Genomic DNA, 17,084 nt, shown 5'->3' with positions numbered 1-17,084 from the left:
GGGGTGCTTGTCAAGGCATCTTTCCCGCCTTGACAAGCACCCCCGAACCGTCAGCACAATCAAACTTCGGGGTGCCCCACGCAACCACCCGTGCGCAATGTCGCCGCCAGGCGACGAGCCGAATCACAACAACGGCAAGGACGGCAACTCAACCCTCTCCAACCACCGGACGAAGAACTCCCCCAAAGACCGCCCAGCATAAGACTCCGCCAGCGCCACGAACCCCTCCGTAGTCACCGCCCCGTGCCGGTTCTCCACCGCCCAAGCCTTGACCAGTGCGAAAAACGCCGAATCCCCCATCTCCCCCCGCAGCGCGTGCAGCGTCAACCCCCCACGCTTATACACGCGCTCGTCAAACATCCGAGAAACCCCAGGATCCCCGATAGTCACATCCGCCGGCTTGGCCCGCACCCGCGCATGCCAACCCCGAGCCAACGCCTCCGCCGACTCCCCACCGGCCCGCTCCGACCACAACCACTCGGCGTAAGTAGCAAACCCCTCATTAAGCCAAATATGCCGCCAATCAGCGACAGTCAGGCTGTTCCCGAACCACTGATGCGCCAGCTCATGCACCACCAGCCGCTCGTGAGTCCGCTTCCCGTCGACATGGTTGGCCCCGAAGATCGCCATCCCCTGCGCCTCGATGGGATCGTCCAGATCGTCGTCCGTCACGACCACCACGTACTCGCCGAACGGATACGGCCCGAACCAGTCCTCGAGCGCGTCCATCATCCGGCCCTGCCGCCCGAAGTCCCGCGCGAACGCCCGCCGCAGCCGGGGCGGCACCGCGGCGCGCTGGACGACGCCGCCCGGCCGGTCGACCGCGGTCCCCGGAACCCAGGCGCCGGAAGACAATTCGAGGTCCTCGTACCGCCCGATCTGGACGCTCACCAGGTACGTCGAAGTCGGCTCCGGCCGCTCGAACACCCACTTGGTCGTGCTCGCCGACTGGTACCGCGACACGAGATTCCCCGTCGCCGCGACGAGATACGGCGACGACGTCGCGACCGAGATCCGGTAGCTCGCCTTGTCCGCCGGATGGTCGTTGCACGGGAACCACGACGGCGCGCCCACCGGCTGGCTCGCCACCAGCGCGCCGTCGGTCAGCTCGTCCCAGCCGATGTCTCCCCACCGGCTGCTGACCGGCCGCGGATTGCCCGCGTAGCGGATCTCCACCTGGAACTCGGCACCGGCCGGAAGCGACCGCGCCGGTTTGACCTGCAGCTTCAGCCCGCGCCGCACGTACTTCGCCGGTTTGCCGTCGACCAGCACGCGCGACACCCGGAACTCGCCGAAGTCGAGCGTCAGCCGGGACAGCGCCTGAGTGGCCTCGCACGTGAGCACCGCGGCGGCGGACAGCCGGTTCGGCCCGATCCGGTAGTCGAGATCGAGGTCGTAGTGCCGGACCCGGTAGCCGCCGTTCCCGTGCGCGGGGAGGTACCCGTCGCCCGAGGTCTCCGCTCCGGGCGCGGCCGCTTTCCCGTTCACCCGCACCGAAACCCGCCTTCGCCCGCTGCCGTGATCGTTTCCAGGATGAGGCACGAGGGCAGGGGCCGCAACGGCCGTGCCCTCACCGCCGCCAGGCCGAGATCGGATTGCCGAGCCAGCGGCTGTCCGCGGGCACCGCGTCGCCGCGCGTCACGAGCGAACCCGGGCCCACCGTGGTGCGCGCGCCGATGCTCGCGCCCGGCAGCACGATCCCGTGCGGGCCGAGCGTCGCGCCCTCTTCCAGCGTCACCCGCGACATGGTCATGATCCGGTCGTGGAACAGGTGCGTCTGCACCACGCAGCCGCGGTTGATCGTCGCGCCGTCGCCCAGTTCGACCAGGTCGGACTCGGGCAGCCAGTAGGTGTCGAGCCAGACGCCGCGGCCGATCTTGACGCCCATCGTGCGCAGCCACGCGGGCAGCAGCGGCGTGCCGCCGAGCGACCCGATCAGCCACGGCACCGCGAGCGCCTCGACGAACGTGTCGGCCAGCTCGTTGCGCCACACGAACGAACTCCACAGCGGATGGTCGATCTCGCGGAACTTCCCGACCAGCAGCCACTTCGCCGCGGTCGCGGTGAGCGCCGCGACGATCCCGGCGGCCAGCAGCACCGGCCCGGCCAGCAGCGCGGCGGCCCAGAAGCCGCCCCACTCCGCCAGCGCCACCAGCGCGAACGCGACGCCGACGGTGAGCGCCACCGCGCACATCACCGGCAGGATCCGGCACAGCTCGACCAGCGCCCGCGCCGCCCTGAGGTGCAGCGGCGGCGTGTAAGTGCGGCTGGTGTCGCTCTCCTCCACCGCGCGGCGCACCGGCAGCGGCGGCATGCCCAGGTACGACGAGCCCTTCTTCGCCTTCGCCGGCGTCGAGGACAGCACCCCGACCAGCCCGCGCTTCGGCACCGAACGGCCCGGCGCGGTCATCCCCGAGTTGCCGAGGAACGCCTGCTTGCCGATCCGCGCCGGGGCGGCGTGCAGCCAGCCGTGGCCCAGTTCGTAGGTGGCGACCATGGTGTCGTCGGCGAGGAACGCGCCACTGTCCACTTTGGTCATCTTCGGCAGCGCCAGGACGGTCGACGCCTCCACGTTGCGGCCGACCTTCGCGCCGAGCAGCCGCAGCCACACCGGCGTGAACAGGCTGGCGTACAACGGGAACAGGCCTTCGCGGGCCATCCCCATCAGTCGCTCGGTCGCCCAGACCTGCCACGCGACGCGGCCGTGCACCGGGTGATAGCCCTCGACCATGCCGACGCCCAGCGCGCGGACGCCGGCCAGCACGAGCAGTGCGTAGGTCAGGAAGTAAGCGACGGTGGCGACCGGCACGAAGATCAACGCCTGGCTCAACGCGGCACTCAGATCAGAGGTGCCAGCGACCGCGTACCCGATCACCGCGACGCCCGGCAGCGCGGCGATCCCGGGCAGCAGCCCCAGGAACACCGACGTCGCGCCGTACACCGAAGCCCAGAACCGCGACCGCGGCGGACGGCTCGACGGCCACTTCAGCGCGTCCTTGACGTCCGAGCGCACCGCGGGCGAACCGGCCCAGCGCTGGCCCGCCGGGACCGCGCCGCGCACGGTCGACCCGGCGGCGATCTCCGCGCCCTTGCCGACCCGGGCGCCGGGGAACAGCGTGCTGCGCGCGCCGACCCTGGCCTCGGCCCCGATCCGCATCTTGCCGATGTGCACGACGTCGCCGTCGACCCAGTGGCCGGACAGATCGACCTCGGGCTCCACCGCCGCGCCGCGGCCCAGTTTGAGGAAACCGGTGACCGGCGGCGGCGAGTGCAGGTCGACGTCCTTGCCGATGCGCGCGCCGAGCGCCTTCGCGTACGTCGTCATCCACGACGCGCCCGCGACGCTGTCCGCGCCGCTGAACTCGGCCAGCTTCTCGGCAGTCCACAGTCGCAAGTGGACACTCCCGCCGCGCGGGTAGGTGCCGGGGCGGACGCCGGACAGCAGCACGCGCGCGCCGCCCGCGGCGATGGCGATCCGGCCCGCCGGGGTGAACAGCACGAGCCAGGCGAGCACCAGCCACGCCCAGTTCAGCGTCGGCGCCCAGGACACTCCCAGCAGTGCCAGCACGTTCGAGCAGACGGCGGCGAGCGTCGTCCAGCGCAGCCCGACGAGACCCATCAGCGGGACCATCAGCAGCGACTGCACGAGACCGGCGCGACGCGGCGTCGGCGCGATCTCGCGGCGTTCGGTCTCCTCGCCGCTGAGCGCGTCCAGCTTCGCGGCGAGCGCGCCCAGCTTCGGGTTCTGGTAGATGTCGCTGACCGACACCTCGGGGTGGCGGGTGCGGATGCGCGCGATCAGCTGCGCCGCGGTGAGGCTGCCGCCGCCGTTGGTGAAGAAGTCGGCGCCGGCGGTGCTCACCGACACGCCGAGGATCTCGCTCCAGCCCTCGGCGAGCCACGCCTCGGTGGGCGACAGCCCGGCCGCGCTCGCGTCCACAGTGGACAGCGGCCACGGCAGCGCGGCGCGGTCGACCTTGCCGGACGTGCGGGTCGGCAGGTCGTCGATCGTCGCCAGCAGCGGCACCAGCGCGGCGGGCAGTTGTGCGCGCAGCCGCGTCGCGGCGTCGTCGGTGTCGAGCGTTTCGCCGTCCTCGGGGACGATGTAGCCGACCAGGACCTGGTTGCCCGCCTTGGTGCGGCGGACCGCGGCGGCCGCGCCGCGCACGCCGGGCAGCGCCTGCAGCGCCGCGTCGACCTCGCCCAGCTCGATCCGGCGTCCGCCGAGCTTGATCTGCTCGTCGAGCCTGCCGAGGAACAGCAGGCCTTCCGGCTCCGCGCGGACCATGTCGCCGCTGCGGTAGGCGCGCTCCCAGCCCATCGAGGGCAGCGGCGCGAACTTCTGCGCGTCCTTCTCCGCGTCGAGGTACCGGGCGAGCCCGGCCCCGCCGATGACCAGCTCGCCGGTCTCGCCCATGGCGACCGGCTCGCCCTCCTCGTTCACCACGACGAGCTGCCAGCCGACCAGCGGCAGCCCGATCCGCACCGGGCCCTCGCCGGTCATCTGCGCGGCGCAGGCGACGACGGTCGCCTCGGTCGGGCCGTAGGTGTTCCACACTTCGCGGCCTTCGACGGCCACGCGCTCGGCCAGTTCCGGCGGGCAGGCTTCGCCGCCGAAGATGAGCAGGCGCACGTCTTCCAGCGCGTCCGCCGGCCACAGCGCGGCCAGCGTCGGCACCGTCGAGACGACCGTGATGCCCTGCGCGACCAGCCACGGGCCGAGGTCGACGCCGGTGCGCACCAGCGCGCGCGGCGCGGGCACCAGGCAGGCGCCGTGCCGCCAGGCCAGCCACATCTCTTCGCAGGAGGCGTCGAACGCGACGCTCAGCCCGGCCAGCACCCGGTCGCCGGGGCCGATCGGCTCGTCGGTCAGGAAAAGCTGCGCTTCGGCGTCCACGAAGGCCGCCGCCGAGGCGTGCGTGACCGCGACGCCCTTCGGCTTGCCGGTGGAGCCGGAGGTGAAGATGATCCACGCGTCGTCGGCCGGGCCGGGCTCGCCGGTCGCGCCGCTCGGGGTCCCGGCGACGGCGATCTCGCCGTCGGTGGCGATCGCGGCGACGCCGGCCTCGCCGAACACCAGCTCGGCGCGCTCGTCGGGGTCGTCCGCGTCGACCGGCACGTACGCCGCGCCGACCGACAGGGTCGCCAGGATCGCGACGTACAGCTCGGCGGTGCCCGAGGAGATCCGGATGCCGACGCGGTCGCCGAGGCCGACGCCGTGCTCGCGCAGCTTGCGGGCGTACGCGTCGATCTCTTCGGTCAGCCTGCGGTAGCTCAGCGGGCCGGTGCCGTCGTCGAGCGCGGCGGCGTTCGGGTGCCGCTCCGCGGTCGCGGTGAGGATGTCCAGGAGGGTGCGCTCGGCGGCGGGCGCGGCGGTCTCGAACAGAGCGGGCGAGAGCGCGGCCTCGACGGCGAGAGTCAGGGCTTCGGTGCTGCCGGAATCGGCGGTCAGCGTCACCGGGCCGCCCCAGCGGCCGGGTGCGCTCCGGTATTCCGGAACGGGGTGGACACGGTCGGACTCTGGGCGCGCAAGCCCATCACTCACCTTTCGCGAGCGTCATTCGGGCCGGCCATCCGAATGAGGCGCCCGTAGCGACCGTCCACCTTACGCGGCGATCAAGCCCAGGTCGCGTCAGGGTAACGGCGGCGTGTCGGACATCACCGACCGCAGGCCAGGCAAGGGAATCCCGGTGCATCGGATACGCCGGGAATTCCCTTGCCGGGAAAGGAATCAGCGGTTGCGAGCCGCTTTTCCGCCCGCCTTCGGCTTCTGCTTCTTTTCGCGGACGCGCACATTCACCCGGACGGGACTGCCCGCGAAGCCGAACTGCTCGCGGAATTTCCGCTCGATGAACCGGCGGTAGCCGGCCTCGAGGAACCCGGTGGTGAACAGCACCAGCGTCGGCGGGCGGATGCCCGCCTGCGTCGCGAACAGCACCTTCGGCTGCTTGCCCCCGCGCACCGGCGGCGGCGTGGCCGCGATGAGGTCGGACAGCCAGCCGTTGAGCTGACCGGTCGACACGCGCTGGTCCCACGAGGACAGCGCCGTGCGCAGGGCGGGCGCGAGCTTGCGCACCGCGCGCCCGGTGAGCGCGGAGACGTTGACCTTCTCCGCCCACGGCACTCGCACGAGGCCGCGGTCCAGCTCGCGCACCATCGCGTACCGGCGGTCCTCGTCGACCAGGTCCCACTTGTTGAACACGAGCACGCACGCGCGGCCCGCCTCGACCACCATCGTCAGCACCCGCAGGTCCTGTTCGGTCAGCGGTTCCGAGGCGTCCAGCAGCACGAGCGCGACCTCGGCCGCGTCGATCGCGGTCTTGGTGCGCAGCGAGGCGTAGTACTCCGCGCCGTCGGCGAAGTTCACGCGCTTGCGCAGGCCCGCGGTGTCCACGAACCGCCAGACCTCGCCGTCCAGCTCGACCAGCGAGTCGACCGGGTCGACAGTGGTGCCCGCGACCGAGTCGACCACCGAACGCTGCTCGCCGGAAAGCTTGTTGAGCAGGCTGGACTTGCCGACGTTCGGCTTGCCGACCAGCGCGACGCGGCGCGGCCCGGCGGTCACCGTGCCGGCTTCGCGCGGCGCTTCGGGCAGCGCGGCCATGATCGCGTCGAGCAGGTCGCCCGAGCTGCGCCCGTGCAGCGCGCTGACCGGGTGCGGTTCGCCGAGACCCAGCGACCACAGCGACGCGGTGTCGGCCAGCAGCCGGTCGTCGTCCACCTTGTTCGCGGCCAGCAGGACCGGCTTCTTGGAACGGCGCAGCACGCGCGCGACGGCCTCGTCGGTGGCGGTAGCCCCGACCGTCGCGTCGATGACCAGGAGCACCGCGTCCGCGGTCTGCATGGCCATCTCCGCCTGCTGCGCGACCGAGGCCTGCAGGCCGGTGGCGTCGGGCTCCCAGCCGCCGGTGTCGACGAGCGTGAACCGGCGCCCGGCCCAGAACGCGTCGTAGGCGACGCGGTCGCGCGTCACGCCCGGCACGTCCTGCACGACCGCTTCCCGGCGGCCGAGGATGCGGTTGACCAGCGTGGACTTGCCCACGTTCGGCCGCCCGACCACGGCGAGCACCGGCTGTGCGGCGGCCGCCCGGCCGTCGGCTTCCTCGGCCTCGATCTTCGCGTCGAGCGCGGCGAACTCGGACTCGTCGGACCAGCTGCCGTCGACCTCGCCGAGACCGTCCACCGCACTGTCAGCGGCGGCGTCAAACCCTGTCATCGTTTCCCAACTTCACCTACGGCGTGGCGAACCCGTGTTCGCCGCGCCAGTCGTCCAAAGACTGCACGAGCGCCGCGAGCTGCGTGCGCAGCTCCTCGGTGCCCTGGTCGAGGCCCTTGCGGCCCGGACCGACCTTCAGCGCGAACGGCTCCCCGAAGAGGAGGTCCACGCGCGGGCGCCAGCGGCGCTTGCCGTCGGCGGGCTTGCGCGTCCCGCGGATCGCGATCGGCAGCACAGTGGCTCCCGAAGCGCGCACCAGCCACGCCGCTCCGCGCTCGGCGGCGCCGACGTCGCCCTCGCCGCGCGTGCCTTCCGGGAAGATCCCGACCGCCCCGCCCGCCTTGAGCACCCCGACCGCCGTGGTCAGCGGTGTCCGGTCGATCTCGCCCCGGCGGACCGGGATCTGGCCGATCGCCCGCAGGAACCGGCCTCCGATCCCCGTGAACAGCTCGGCCTTGGCCAAGAACGCGCTTCGGCGCGGAAGCATTCCGATCACCAGCTGCGGATCGACGTTCGAGCTGTGGTTCGCGATCACCACGAGCGGCCCGTCGGCGGGCACCCGGTCGCGGCCGTGCACCCGGATCCGGAACGCCGGACGCAGATAATACCGGCCCGCGGTCCGCCCGATGTCGAGCAGGAGGCCGTTCGCCCCCTCGGGGAGGGCCCCGCTCACCGGCTGACCCCGGCCTCGGCGGCGGCCGGTTCGGCCGGGCAGTCGCCGAGCAGCCCCCGCCCGCGGGCGAGTTCGGCCAGCGCGACGATCACCTGGTCGATGGTCAGCTCGGAGGTGTCCACCTGGACCGCGTCCCCGGCCGCGCGCAGCGGCGAGGCGGCGCGGGTGGAGTCGATCCGGTCGCGGCGCTCCACCGATTCGCGGGCGGATTCGACGCTCGAGGCCCGTCCCGCCGCGGAGTCCTGGGTGTTCCGCCGCGCGGCGCGGACCTCGGCCGAGGCGGTGAGGTAGATCTTGAGCGGCGCGTCCGGCGCGACGGTGGTGCCGATGTCCCGGCCCTCCACGACGATCCCGCCGTCGTCCTCGACCGCGTCGGCGATGATCCGGCGCTGGCGGGCGACGAGCACCTCGCGCACCTGCGGCACGGCCGACACCGGCGACACCGCGCCGGTCACCTCGGGGCCGCGGATCTCGGCCGCGACGTCCTCGCCGGCCAGCCGGATGTCCGGCCGCTCCGGGTCGGTGCCGAGCGAGAAGTCGACGTCGTGCGCGAGGGCGCCGACCGCGTGTTCGTCGGCGAGGTCGATCCCGGCGCGCAGCACGGCGAGCGTGACGACGCGGTACATCGCTCCGGTGTCGAGGTAGCGGGCGCTCAGCCGTCCGGCGAGCTTGCGCGCCACCGTGGTCTTGCCGGTTCCCGACGGGCCGTCCAGCGCGACCACCCCACGTAGGGCTCCCGTCACCGATGCTCTCCTCACGTTCGTCCCGCACACCCAGTCCGGTTCATTCTGCCCGTAGCCGGTCCCGGCACCTCAGGCGGTGTCCACGGGGCAAATCCAGGCGCCGCTAGACAAGCTAGCGCCGCTAAGTTAGCGTTGCACTTGTTCCTAGCGTTGCTAACTCCCGCGGAGGCTCCCCGTGCTGATCGCCGCTTACGTCCTCGCCGCCGTCCCCGTCCTCGGCATCATCTACGTCGGCTTCGGCTATCTGACCGCCCCGGCGAAAAGCGCCGCGACGTTCGGCCTGCGGGAAATCCCGACCGGCTCGACGGCGTTCTTCGAGATCAAGGGGAACCGCGACATCGGCACCGGGCTGATCCTCGGCGTCGCGATGCTGGCGGGCAGCGCGCACCTGGCCGGCTGGCTGCTGCTGGCCGCGACGGTCATGCCGGTGTGCGACATGCTGATCATCCTGCGGCACAAGGGGAAGAAGAGCATGGCCTACGGAGTGCACGGCGCGACCGCCGCGTTCATGGCCGCGACCTCGGTCCTGTTCCTGCTGGGCTGAACTCCGCGAATCGGACAATGAGTTACCGTGGCCGAGTGAACGTCGAAGTCACCCCTCTTCCCGGAATCGGTGTCCGCAAGGACTTCGCCACCCGCGCGGGCCGCCGCATCGGCGTCGTCACCCAGCGGGACGGCAAGATCGAGCTGATCGTCTCCAAATCCGACGATCCGGACGCCTGCCTCGCGTCGCTTCCGCTGACCGCGGACGAGGCGGGCGCGCTCTCGAACCTGCTCGGCGCGCCGCAGCTGGTGGCGCAGCTGAACGAGGAGCACCGCGAGCTGCCGGGCATCAACACGAAGCAGCTGCCGATCACCGCGGACAGCCCGTTCGACGGCCGTTCGCTCGGCGACACCGCGATGCGCACGCGCACCAGCGTCTCGATCGTCGCGGTGATGCGGGCCGGGCAGGTGCACCCGTCGCCGACGCCGGACTTCCTCTTCACCGCGGGCGACCTGCTCGTCGTGGTCGGCACGTCCGAGGGACTGGAAGCCGCCGCCAAGATCCTCAAGCACGGCTGATGGACCACACCGCACTTTCGCTGATCGAACTCGGCGCGGTCTTCTTCGTGCTCGGCGCGCTGGGCAGGCTCGCCGGCCGGATCGGCCTCTCCCCCATCCCCCTCTATCTGCTCGGCGGCCTGTGCTTCGGTTCGGGCGGCCTGATCCCGCTCGCCGACATCGGCGATTTCGCCCACCTCGCCAGCGAAATCGGCGTGGTGCTGCTGCTTCTCCTGCTCGGCCTGGAGTACTCCGCGGCCGAACTGTTCACCGGCATGCGGCGGTCGTGGACCGCGGGCCTGGTGGACATCGTGCTCAACGCCGCACCCGGCGCGGCGGTCGCGCTGATCCTGGGCTGGGGCCCGATCGGCGCGATCGTCATGGCGGGCGTCACGTACATCTCGTCGTCCGGCATCATCGCGAAGGTCCTCGGCGACCTCGGCCGGCTCGGCAACCGCGAAACGCCGGTGGTGCTGTCGATCCTCGTGTTCGAGGACCTCGTGATGGCGCTGTACCTGCCGATCCTGACCGCGATTCTCGGCGGGGTGAGCCTGCTCGGCGGGCTGGAAGCCGTCGGCATTTCGCTGCTGGTCATCACCGTGGTGCTGGTGATCGCGCTGAAGTTCGGGCGGTATGTGTCGGCGCTGGTGGACAGCGACGACCGGGAAGTGTTCCTGCTCAAGATCCTCGGCGCCGCCCTGCTGGTGGCCGGGATCGCTTCGGCACTGCAGGTGTCGGCGGCGGTCGGGGCGTTCCTGCTGGGGATCGCGGTGTCCGGGTCGACCGCGCACAACGCGACCCGGCTGCTGGAACCGCTGCGGGATCTCTTTGCTGCGATGTTCTTCGTGGTGTTCGGGCTGAACACCAACCCGGCGTCGATCCCGCCGGTGCTGGGATGGGCCGCGGCGCTCGCGGTCGTGACGACGCTGACGAAGGTGGCCACCGGGTGGTGGGCTGCTCGGCGGCAGAAAATCGGTCGGCTCGGCCGCGCCCGTGCTGGAGCGGCTTTGGTTGCGCGGGGCGAGTTTTCGATCGTCATCGCCGGGCTGGCGGTTACTGCGGGAGCTGTCGACGGCGAACTGGCCGCGCTCGCTACGGCTTACGTGCTGCTGATGGCGATCCTTGGGCCGACGGCCGCGCGAGTCGTCGAGCCGATCGCGAAAGCCTTCCAGCGCAAGGCAGCCGCGAAAGAAACCGTCACCGCCAGCTGACTGCGCGGCTCAGCGGACAGTCCGTGAAGGGCTCCTTGAGGGAATCTGATTCCCTCAAGGAGCCCTTCACGGACTTTTGTCAGCGCAGGTCGAACCGCGCCGCGGCCGGAACGTGCGCGAGCGGCCCCGCCGGAGCGGATTCCGTCCGCGGACGCGCCGGAACCGTGCCGACCAGCGGGATCCGGGCCGAGGTCTTGGCCAGGTCGATGGTCAGCTTCGGCGGGTTCGCCGGTGCGGTGACGAAATTGGCGTCCGTCCCGCCGATCACCAGTGCCAGCCGGTGTCCGGCCGGGACGATGTGGTCGGTGCTCGCCAGGCGGAACGTCATCGTGTACGCCTTGCCCGGCGTCAGCCGTGCTTCGCGGCTCAGGGACTGGTAGTTCGCCAGGTCCGCCCAGCCTCGGCTGATGATCGTGTAGTCCACGTTCGTCGTGTCCGCGCTGGTCACCTTGTAGCAAGCGCTGTCGCCGTCGATGCTCGAACCCCAGCACGTGCGGTCCGTGCCGGTCACGATTCCTTCGCCAGGGCCCGAGAAATTGCGGATCTTCGCGGGGCCGTAGTCCACCAGCATCGCCGACAGATGCGCGGTCGGAGTGCTCGGCGTGGCCGTCACGGTGATCGACGAGGTGCCCGAGACCTGCACCGGCGAAGAGAGCGCGCTAGTGCTGTACAGGACGCGGTTCGGCGACGTGCCCGACGGGTTCGCCGCCCACTCGTTCTCGCCGATCTTCGGGTTGTCGGTGAACGACGCGCTGCCCCGGCCACCCGCGGTGCCGAGCGTGCCGACGCCAGCGGTACGGCCCGGCTGCGGCCGCAACACCGTCGCCTTGGTGCCCGGCGCGGGGTAGGTCGCTTCGTTGACCCACTGGTCCGGCTGGCGTTCGACAGCCGCCTGCGGTTCCTTATCGATGCCGTTGTCGATGCCCATCAGGTAGTGGTCGAACCACCGGTGCAGGGTGTCGACCCACTCGGTGCGGCGGTAGTCGAACGGGTCGACGTGGCCGGTCTGGGCGAGCCAGATCTTGCGCTGCACGCCCTTCGCGGCGAGCGCGTCCCACCATTGGCCGTAGTTGATCGGCATGACGTTCAGGTCGTTGACGCCGTGCGAAATGAACACGGAGGCGCGCACGTTCTTCGCGTTCGCCACGTAGTCGCGCTCCGCCCACAGCGGGCCGTAGTCGCCGTTCTCGGTCGCGCCCTCGGCGAGTTTCCGGTTCTGCGCCGAACAATCCTGGCCGCCGTTGCGCCGCTCGACGGTCTGCGCGAGCCCGTCCGGGTTGAAGCCGAACGACGCGCCGTCCGAGCGGTAATAGTCGTACCAGGAGCTGATCGCGGAGATCGGCACGATGGTCTTGAGTCCTTCGACGCCGGTCGAGGCGACGCCGTTGGCGATGGTGCCGTCGTAGGACTTGCCGATCATCCCGACGCCGCCGTCGCTCCAGCCCGCCGACATCGTCGTGCCGCCGGTTTTCGCGGTGTAGCCGGTCGCGCGGCCGTTCAGCCAGTCGACGACCTTCTTCGCCGACTGGACGTCCGAGTTGCCGCCGACGTCCACGCACCCGGTCGACCGGTTGGTGCCCGCGAGGTCCACGAGCACCACCGCGTACCCGCGCGGCACGAAGTAGTTGTCGTAGAACAGCGGGAAGCCGACCGGGCGGCCCTGCGCGTCGTACGTCTTGAACTGGGTTTCGTTGCCGCGCCCCACCGAGGAGTAGTACGGGCTGGCGTCCATGATCACCGGGATCTTCTTGCCCGCCTCGGCCGGTTCCTTCGGTCGCACGATGTCGGCGGCGACCCGGTCCGGCACGCCGTCCCCGTCGCCGTCCCGGCCGAGGTCGACCCACACCGTTTCGCGGATCGCCCCGGCGTAGTCGTACTGCGGCTCCGTGGCGGTTCTCGCCGGGGCGGCCGTCGCGGCCGCCGGCACCACCACTCCCGCGGCCAGCACCGCGGCGGCGCACAGCCCTGTCAGCACACGCATTCCCGTCGCCCTCCAGAGTCGTCGTCGGGTACCGACAACTCTGGTCGGGGCGCGGGGTCCGGCAGCAGGGCCGAAAGTGGGGAACCGGTCAGAGTCCCACGGTGCGGTACAGCGTGCCGACCTCGCCGCGGTTCAGCCTGCGGATCGTGCCCTGGCGCTGGTTGCCCAGCTGCACGTCGCCGACCGCGGTGCGCACCAGCTTACGGACCGGGTGCCCGGTGGCCGCCATGAGCCTGCGCACGATGTGCTTGCGGCCCTCGTGGATCACCAGCTCGATCATGCTCCGGCCGGAATGCATGTCCTTGACCCGGAACTGGTCGACCTTCACGATCCCGTCCGGCAGCTCCCAGCCCGCGCGCAGCTCCTTGCCGAGCCCGCGCGGCACCAGCCCCTCGACCTCCGCGAAATACGTCTTGAGCACCCGGTACGACGGGTGCATCAGCCGGTGCCCGAGGTCGCCGTCGTTGGTCAGCAGCAGCAGGCCCTCGGTGTTCTCGTCGAGCCGCCCGACGTGCACGACGCCCGGGGTCTCCTCCCACCGGCCGCGCAGGTAGTCGCCGACGCACGGGCGGCCCCGGTCGTCCGACATCGTCGAGTGCACGCCCTTGGGCTTGTTGAACGCGAGGTACACGAGGTCGTCGCGGAGGTTGACCCGCGTGCCGTCGACGTGGATCACCGCCTCGTCCGGGTGCACGCGGCGGCCCAGTTCGGTGACGACCTCGCCGTCCACCTCCACCCGGCCGGCCGCGATCAGGTCCTCGGCGGCCCGGCGCGACGCCACGCCCGCCTGCGACAGGACCTTCTGCAGGCGGATGCCGTCGGGGTGTTGCTCAGATGTCATCGATGGTGTCCACTTCGGGTAGCAGCGGAGCGATCGGGGGCAGGTCGTTCAGCGACGACAGCCCCAGTCGCTCCAGGAACAGCTCGGTCGTCACGTACAGCGTGCCCGTGGTCTCCGGGTCGGTGCCCATCTCCTCGATGAGCCCCCGCGCCAGCAGGGTCCGGATCACGCCGTCCACGTTCACCCCGCGCACCGCCGCGACCCGGGCCCGGGTGACCGGCTGCCGGTACGCGATCACGGCGAGGCTCTCCAGCGCGGCCCTGGTCAGCTTCGACCGCTGGCCGTCCAGCAGGAGCTTCTCCACGAACGGGGCGTAGGTGTCCCTAGTGTAGAACCGCCACCCTTCGCCGACGCGCCGCAGGTCGATCCCGCTGGCCCGCTCGGTGAACTTCTGCGCCATCGTCCGCAGCGCGACGGTCACCCTGGCGACCGGCTGGTCCAGCGTTTCGGCGAGGGAATCCTCCGCGATCGGCGAGTCCACGACGAGCAGCAGCGCTTCGAGAGCGGCTTCGAGCGCCTCGTCCGACTCGACGCTGGGCAGGCCGCTGTCGACGGCGACCAGTCCTTCGTCGTCGGACGGCTCCGCGGCTTCGGGCTCCGGCGCGGGTTCGGCTTCGGCGGATTCCGGCTCGGTTTCGGCTGGCTCCGGCGCTTCGGCTTCCGGCGCGGGTTCCGGCTCGACGCCCTCCACAGGCTCCGCCTCGTTGTCCGGCTGCGGCGCGGTTTCCGGCTCAGTCTCGTCCGGCTCGACCGCAGCCTGTTCGGCCTCGACCTGAGCCTCTTCCGCCGGACTCTCCTCCCGCTCCGGTGCGCGGTCGTCTTCGGTGCTCACCCGTATTCCTCCTCATCGGCCGCCGCGCGGTCGTGCTCGGCGGCGACGGACGCCTCGGCCACGCTGCCGCCGGTCCAGCGCACGTGCAGTTCCGCCAACGCCTCCAGCTGGTCGAACTGCACCGACGACTCGCGGTACAGCTCCAGCAGCGCGAGGAACCTCGCCACGACCTCGACCGTGTGCTCGCAGTCCGAGGTCAGTTCCTTGAACGTCGCCTGCCCGGCCTCGGCGAGCTTGAGCCGCAGCAGCGCGGCGTGCTCGCGCACGGACACCCGGCCCATGTGGATGTGCGCGATCGACACCTGCGGCGGCGGTTTCGGCCGGAACACCGCGACCGCGATCTCCGCGAACCGCTCCGGGGTGACGCCGAGCATCACCTCCGGCAGCAGCCCGAGGTACCGCTCCTCCAGCGCCACCGACCGCGGGTACCGCCGCAGCGCGCCTTCCTCCAGCTCGCCGAACAGCGCGGCCACCTGCTTGTACGCGCGGTACTGCAGCATCCGCGCGAACAGCACGTCGCGGGCTTCCAGCAGCGCGAGGTCGTCCTCGTTCTCGACCTCGGCCGCGGGCAGCAGCCGGGCGGCCTTGAGGTCGAGCAGGGTCGCCGCGATCACCAGGAACTCGGTGGTCTCGTCGAGGTTCCAGTCCGGGCCGAGGGCGCGGGTGTAGGCGATGAAGTCGTCGGTGACGGTGTGGAGCGCGACCTCGGTGACGTCCAGCTGGTGCTGCGAGATCAGCTGCAGCAGCAGGTCGAACGGGCCCTCGAAGTTCTGCAGCCGCACCTTGAACTTCGAGGAGCCCTCGTCGGCGGCGTATCCCTCGGGGATGGTGCCGCCGTGCACCGTCTCGTGCACGGCCGGAGCCTCGGCGGGCCCGGGGGCTTCCGGAGCGTCGGTCTCCTCCGGAGACTCCGCGGCCGCCGTGCTCTCCGGAGCCGCGGCGCCGGGTTCCTCCGTGCCGCGCGTGCTTTCGGTGGCTGCCGCTTCCGGCTCCGGCAGCTCGGCCGATGCCGGTTCGTCCATCAGCCCTCGGTTCCGCCGTCCTCGCCGTTCGCCCGCAAACGCTGCACCAGCACGGAGTCCTCGCCGCGCTGGTCGAAGTCGGCGAGCAGCACGGCGACCGCCTCGCGGACCAGCCTGCCGCGGTCGACGACCAGGTCGTGCTTGGCGCGCAGGTTCAGCCGGGCCTGCTCCATCGCGAGCAGTTCCTCGCCGGAGACGTACACGGTGATCTTCGCGTCGTGCTTGGTGCGCCCGGACCCGCTGCGCGCCGCGTTGCGGGCCAGCTGGTCGGCGTCCGCCGGAGCGCTCGGCTTGCGCGGCGGGGCCACCGGTTCCGCCGGAGCGGGCACGGCGGGACGTTCGAGCGCGGGGGTCGCCGGACTGGAGGTGAGGCGGAAGAGCTCCGACGCTCCGGGCAGGGAAGCGCGCCTGCTCACCGAGCGATCACCTCGCGGGCCAGCGCGCGGTAAGCCGCGGCGCCGGCGGACTTGGGGGCCCAGGTCGTGATGGGCTCGCCCGCGACCGTCGTCTCGGGGAACCGCACGGTGCGGTTGATCACCGTGTCGAACACGGTGTCGCCGAATGCCTCGACCACGCGAGCCATGACCTCCTTCGAGTGCAGGGTTCTCGGGTCGTACATCGTGGCGAGAATCCCCGTGATGTCCAGTTTGGGGTTGAGGCGTTCCTGCACCTTCTCGATCGTGTCGATCAGGAGCGCGACGCCTCGCAGACTGAAGAACTCGCACTCCAGGGGGATGATCACACCGTCCGCGGCGGTCAATGCGTTCACCGTCAACAGGCCGAGCGAGGGCTGGCAGTCGACAAGAACATAGTCGTAGTCGTTCATCACCGGACGAAGGACCCGTAACAACGTGTGCTCGCGCCCTACCTCTGCGACGAGCTGGACCTCCGCCGCGGACAGGTCGATGTTGCTCGGCAGCAGGTCAACGCCGTCGACGCGGGTTTTGCGGAGCACGTCCTCGATCTGCACCGAGCGCTCCATGATGACGTTGTAGACCGTCTGGTCCAGTTCGTGCGGCTGGATGCCGAGCCCGACCGACAGCGCGCCTTGCGGGTCGAAGTCGACCAGCAGCACCCGGCGGCCGCATTCGGCGAGCGCGGCGCCGAGGTTGATCGTGGACGTGGTCTTGCCGACCCCGCCCTTCTGGTTGCACATGGCGAGCACCTTCGCCGGGCCGTGCCGCTCGAGCGGCGGCGGCTCGGGGATCTCGCGCAGCGGGCGCCCGGTCGGCCCGATCCCGCTCTCCGCGCGCTCCTTCGCCCGCATCCGGGCGCGTTCGGCGCGGGTCAGCGGCCGTTCCGGCTCGTCGCCCTCGTGGTCCGCCGGCGTGGCGATCCGCGCGTGCTCGAGGTTCGCCGCGGCCGAACCGGAGGACCCGGAAGACACAGCGGGCCCGGCGGACACTGCCGGCCCAGCTGGCCCGGCGGGCGCTGCCGGGTCCTCCGGCTGGTTCGGAGTCGGTGTCGACATGGCGCGAAAGCTCCTTGTTCGGCGGGGTCTCCGGCAGCCTATGCGGATTTCCG

14 protein-coding genes are annotated in these 17,084 nt (G+C 71.3%); 3 read left to right on the top strand and 11 right to left on the bottom strand.

Annotated elements, in window-relative coordinates:
* Window positions 1-123: 123 nt before the first annotated feature.
* The 5 genes from WA670_RS44265 to cmk all read right to left on the bottom strand — a co-directional run bounded on the left by WA670_RS44265 (window position 124) and on the right by cmk (window position 8,611).
* Window positions 124-1,488 (bottom strand): M1 family metallopeptidase, encoded by a 1,365-nt coding sequence (locus tag WA670_RS44265; RefSeq protein WP_336162169.1) that lies wholly within the window; start codon window positions 1,486-1,488, stop codon window positions 124-126.
* Window positions 1,489-1,570: 82 nt separating this feature from the next.
* A complete protein-coding gene (locus WA670_RS44260) occupies window positions 1,571-5,458 on the bottom strand; it encodes a Pls/PosA family non-ribosomal peptide synthetase (protein WP_336162167.1) in 3,888 nt (1,295 codons plus the stop codon).
* A gap of 273 nt (window positions 5,459-5,731) precedes the next feature.
* Entirely contained in the window at window positions 5,732-7,216 is a 1,485-nt protein-coding gene (der, locus tag WA670_RS44255; RefSeq protein WP_134668134.1) for a ribosome biogenesis GTPase Der, read from the bottom strand.
* Window positions 7,217-7,232: 16 nt separating this feature from the next.
* Window positions 7,233-7,889, bottom strand: coding sequence for a lysophospholipid acyltransferase family protein (locus tag WA670_RS44250; protein WP_205673281.1), 657 nt, complete (start codon window positions 7,887-7,889; stop codon window positions 7,233-7,235).
* Window positions 7,886-8,611: a (d)CMP kinase gene (gene cmk / locus WA670_RS44245; RefSeq protein ID WP_037815473.1), complete on the bottom strand. Its 726-nt coding sequence runs from the start codon at window positions 8,609-8,611 to the stop codon at window positions 7,886-7,888. The genes WA670_RS44250 and cmk overlap by 4 nt, the downstream gene beginning before the upstream one ends.
* A 196-nt stretch (window positions 8,612-8,807) precedes the next feature.
* On the opposite strand from cmk, the gene WA670_RS44240 reads away from it, so the two are divergent.
* From WA670_RS44240 to WA670_RS44230, 3 genes are read left to right on the top strand one after another with little or no spacing between them, the layout of a single operon-like run.
* A complete protein-coding gene (locus tag WA670_RS44240) occupies window positions 8,808-9,176 on the top strand; it encodes a DUF4267 domain-containing protein (protein WP_134668135.1) in 369 nt (122 codons plus the stop codon).
* A gap of 35 nt (window positions 9,177-9,211) precedes the next feature.
* Entirely contained in the window at window positions 9,212-9,694 is a 483-nt protein-coding gene (locus WA670_RS44235) for a cation:proton antiporter regulatory subunit (RefSeq protein ID WP_009079551.1), read from the top strand.
* Window positions 9,694-10,884, top strand: coding sequence for a cation:proton antiporter (locus WA670_RS44230; protein ID WP_043830232.1), 1,191 nt, complete (start codon window positions 9,694-9,696; stop codon window positions 10,882-10,884). The genes WA670_RS44235 and WA670_RS44230 overlap by 1 nt, the downstream gene beginning before the upstream one ends.
* A 79-nt stretch (window positions 10,885-10,963) precedes the next feature.
* Here WA670_RS44230 and WA670_RS44225 read toward each other — a convergent pair whose 3' ends face one another.
* From WA670_RS44225 to WA670_RS44200, 6 genes are all read right to left on the bottom strand, one after another.
* The gene (locus tag WA670_RS44225; protein ID WP_336162163.1) at window positions 10,964-12,865 is read right to left on the bottom strand and encodes a Xaa-Pro dipeptidyl-peptidase; all 1,902 of its coding nucleotides are present in this window, start codon (window positions 12,863-12,865) and stop codon (window positions 10,964-10,966) included.
* Window positions 12,866-12,953: 88 nt separating this feature from the next.
* Window positions 12,954-13,706 carry a pseudouridine synthase gene (locus tag WA670_RS44220; protein WP_037815466.1) on the bottom strand — a complete coding sequence of 251 codons (753 nt, stop codon included), beginning with the start codon at window positions 13,704-13,706 and terminating at the stop codon, window positions 12,954-12,956.
* Window positions 13,696-14,538, bottom strand: a complete 843-nt coding sequence (gene scpB, locus WA670_RS44215; protein ID WP_442893176.1) for an SMC-Scp complex subunit ScpB — start codon at window positions 14,536-14,538, stop codon at window positions 13,696-13,698. Before scpB ends, WA670_RS44220 begins: the two co-directional genes overlap by 11 nt.
* Complete coding sequence (locus tag WA670_RS44210) at window positions 14,535-15,560, bottom strand: segregation and condensation protein A (protein WP_336162161.1); 1,026 nt, start codon at window positions 15,558-15,560, stop codon at window positions 14,535-14,537. Before WA670_RS44210 ends, scpB begins: the two co-directional genes overlap by 4 nt.
* Window positions 15,560-15,976: a cobyrinic acid a,c-diamide synthase gene (locus WA670_RS44205; RefSeq protein WP_134668136.1), complete on the bottom strand. Its 417-nt coding sequence runs from the start codon at window positions 15,974-15,976 to the stop codon at window positions 15,560-15,562. The genes WA670_RS44210 and WA670_RS44205 overlap by 1 nt, the downstream gene beginning before the upstream one ends.
* Complete coding sequence (locus WA670_RS44200; protein ID WP_336162159.1) at window positions 15,973-17,031, bottom strand: ParA family protein; 1,059 nt, start codon at window positions 17,029-17,031, stop codon at window positions 15,973-15,975. Before WA670_RS44200 ends, WA670_RS44205 begins: the two co-directional genes overlap by 4 nt.
* Window positions 17,032-17,084 lie beyond the last annotated feature (53 nt).

Origin of the sequence: Amycolatopsis sp. VC5-11, from assembly GCF_037034185.1 — a bacterium.
Lineage (GTDB): Bacteria > Actinomycetota > Actinomycetes > Mycobacteriales > Pseudonocardiaceae > Amycolatopsis > Amycolatopsis nivea.
Note: the sequence above shows the minus strand (reverse complement) of the source record. Positions and strands in the feature narration are given on the sequence as shown.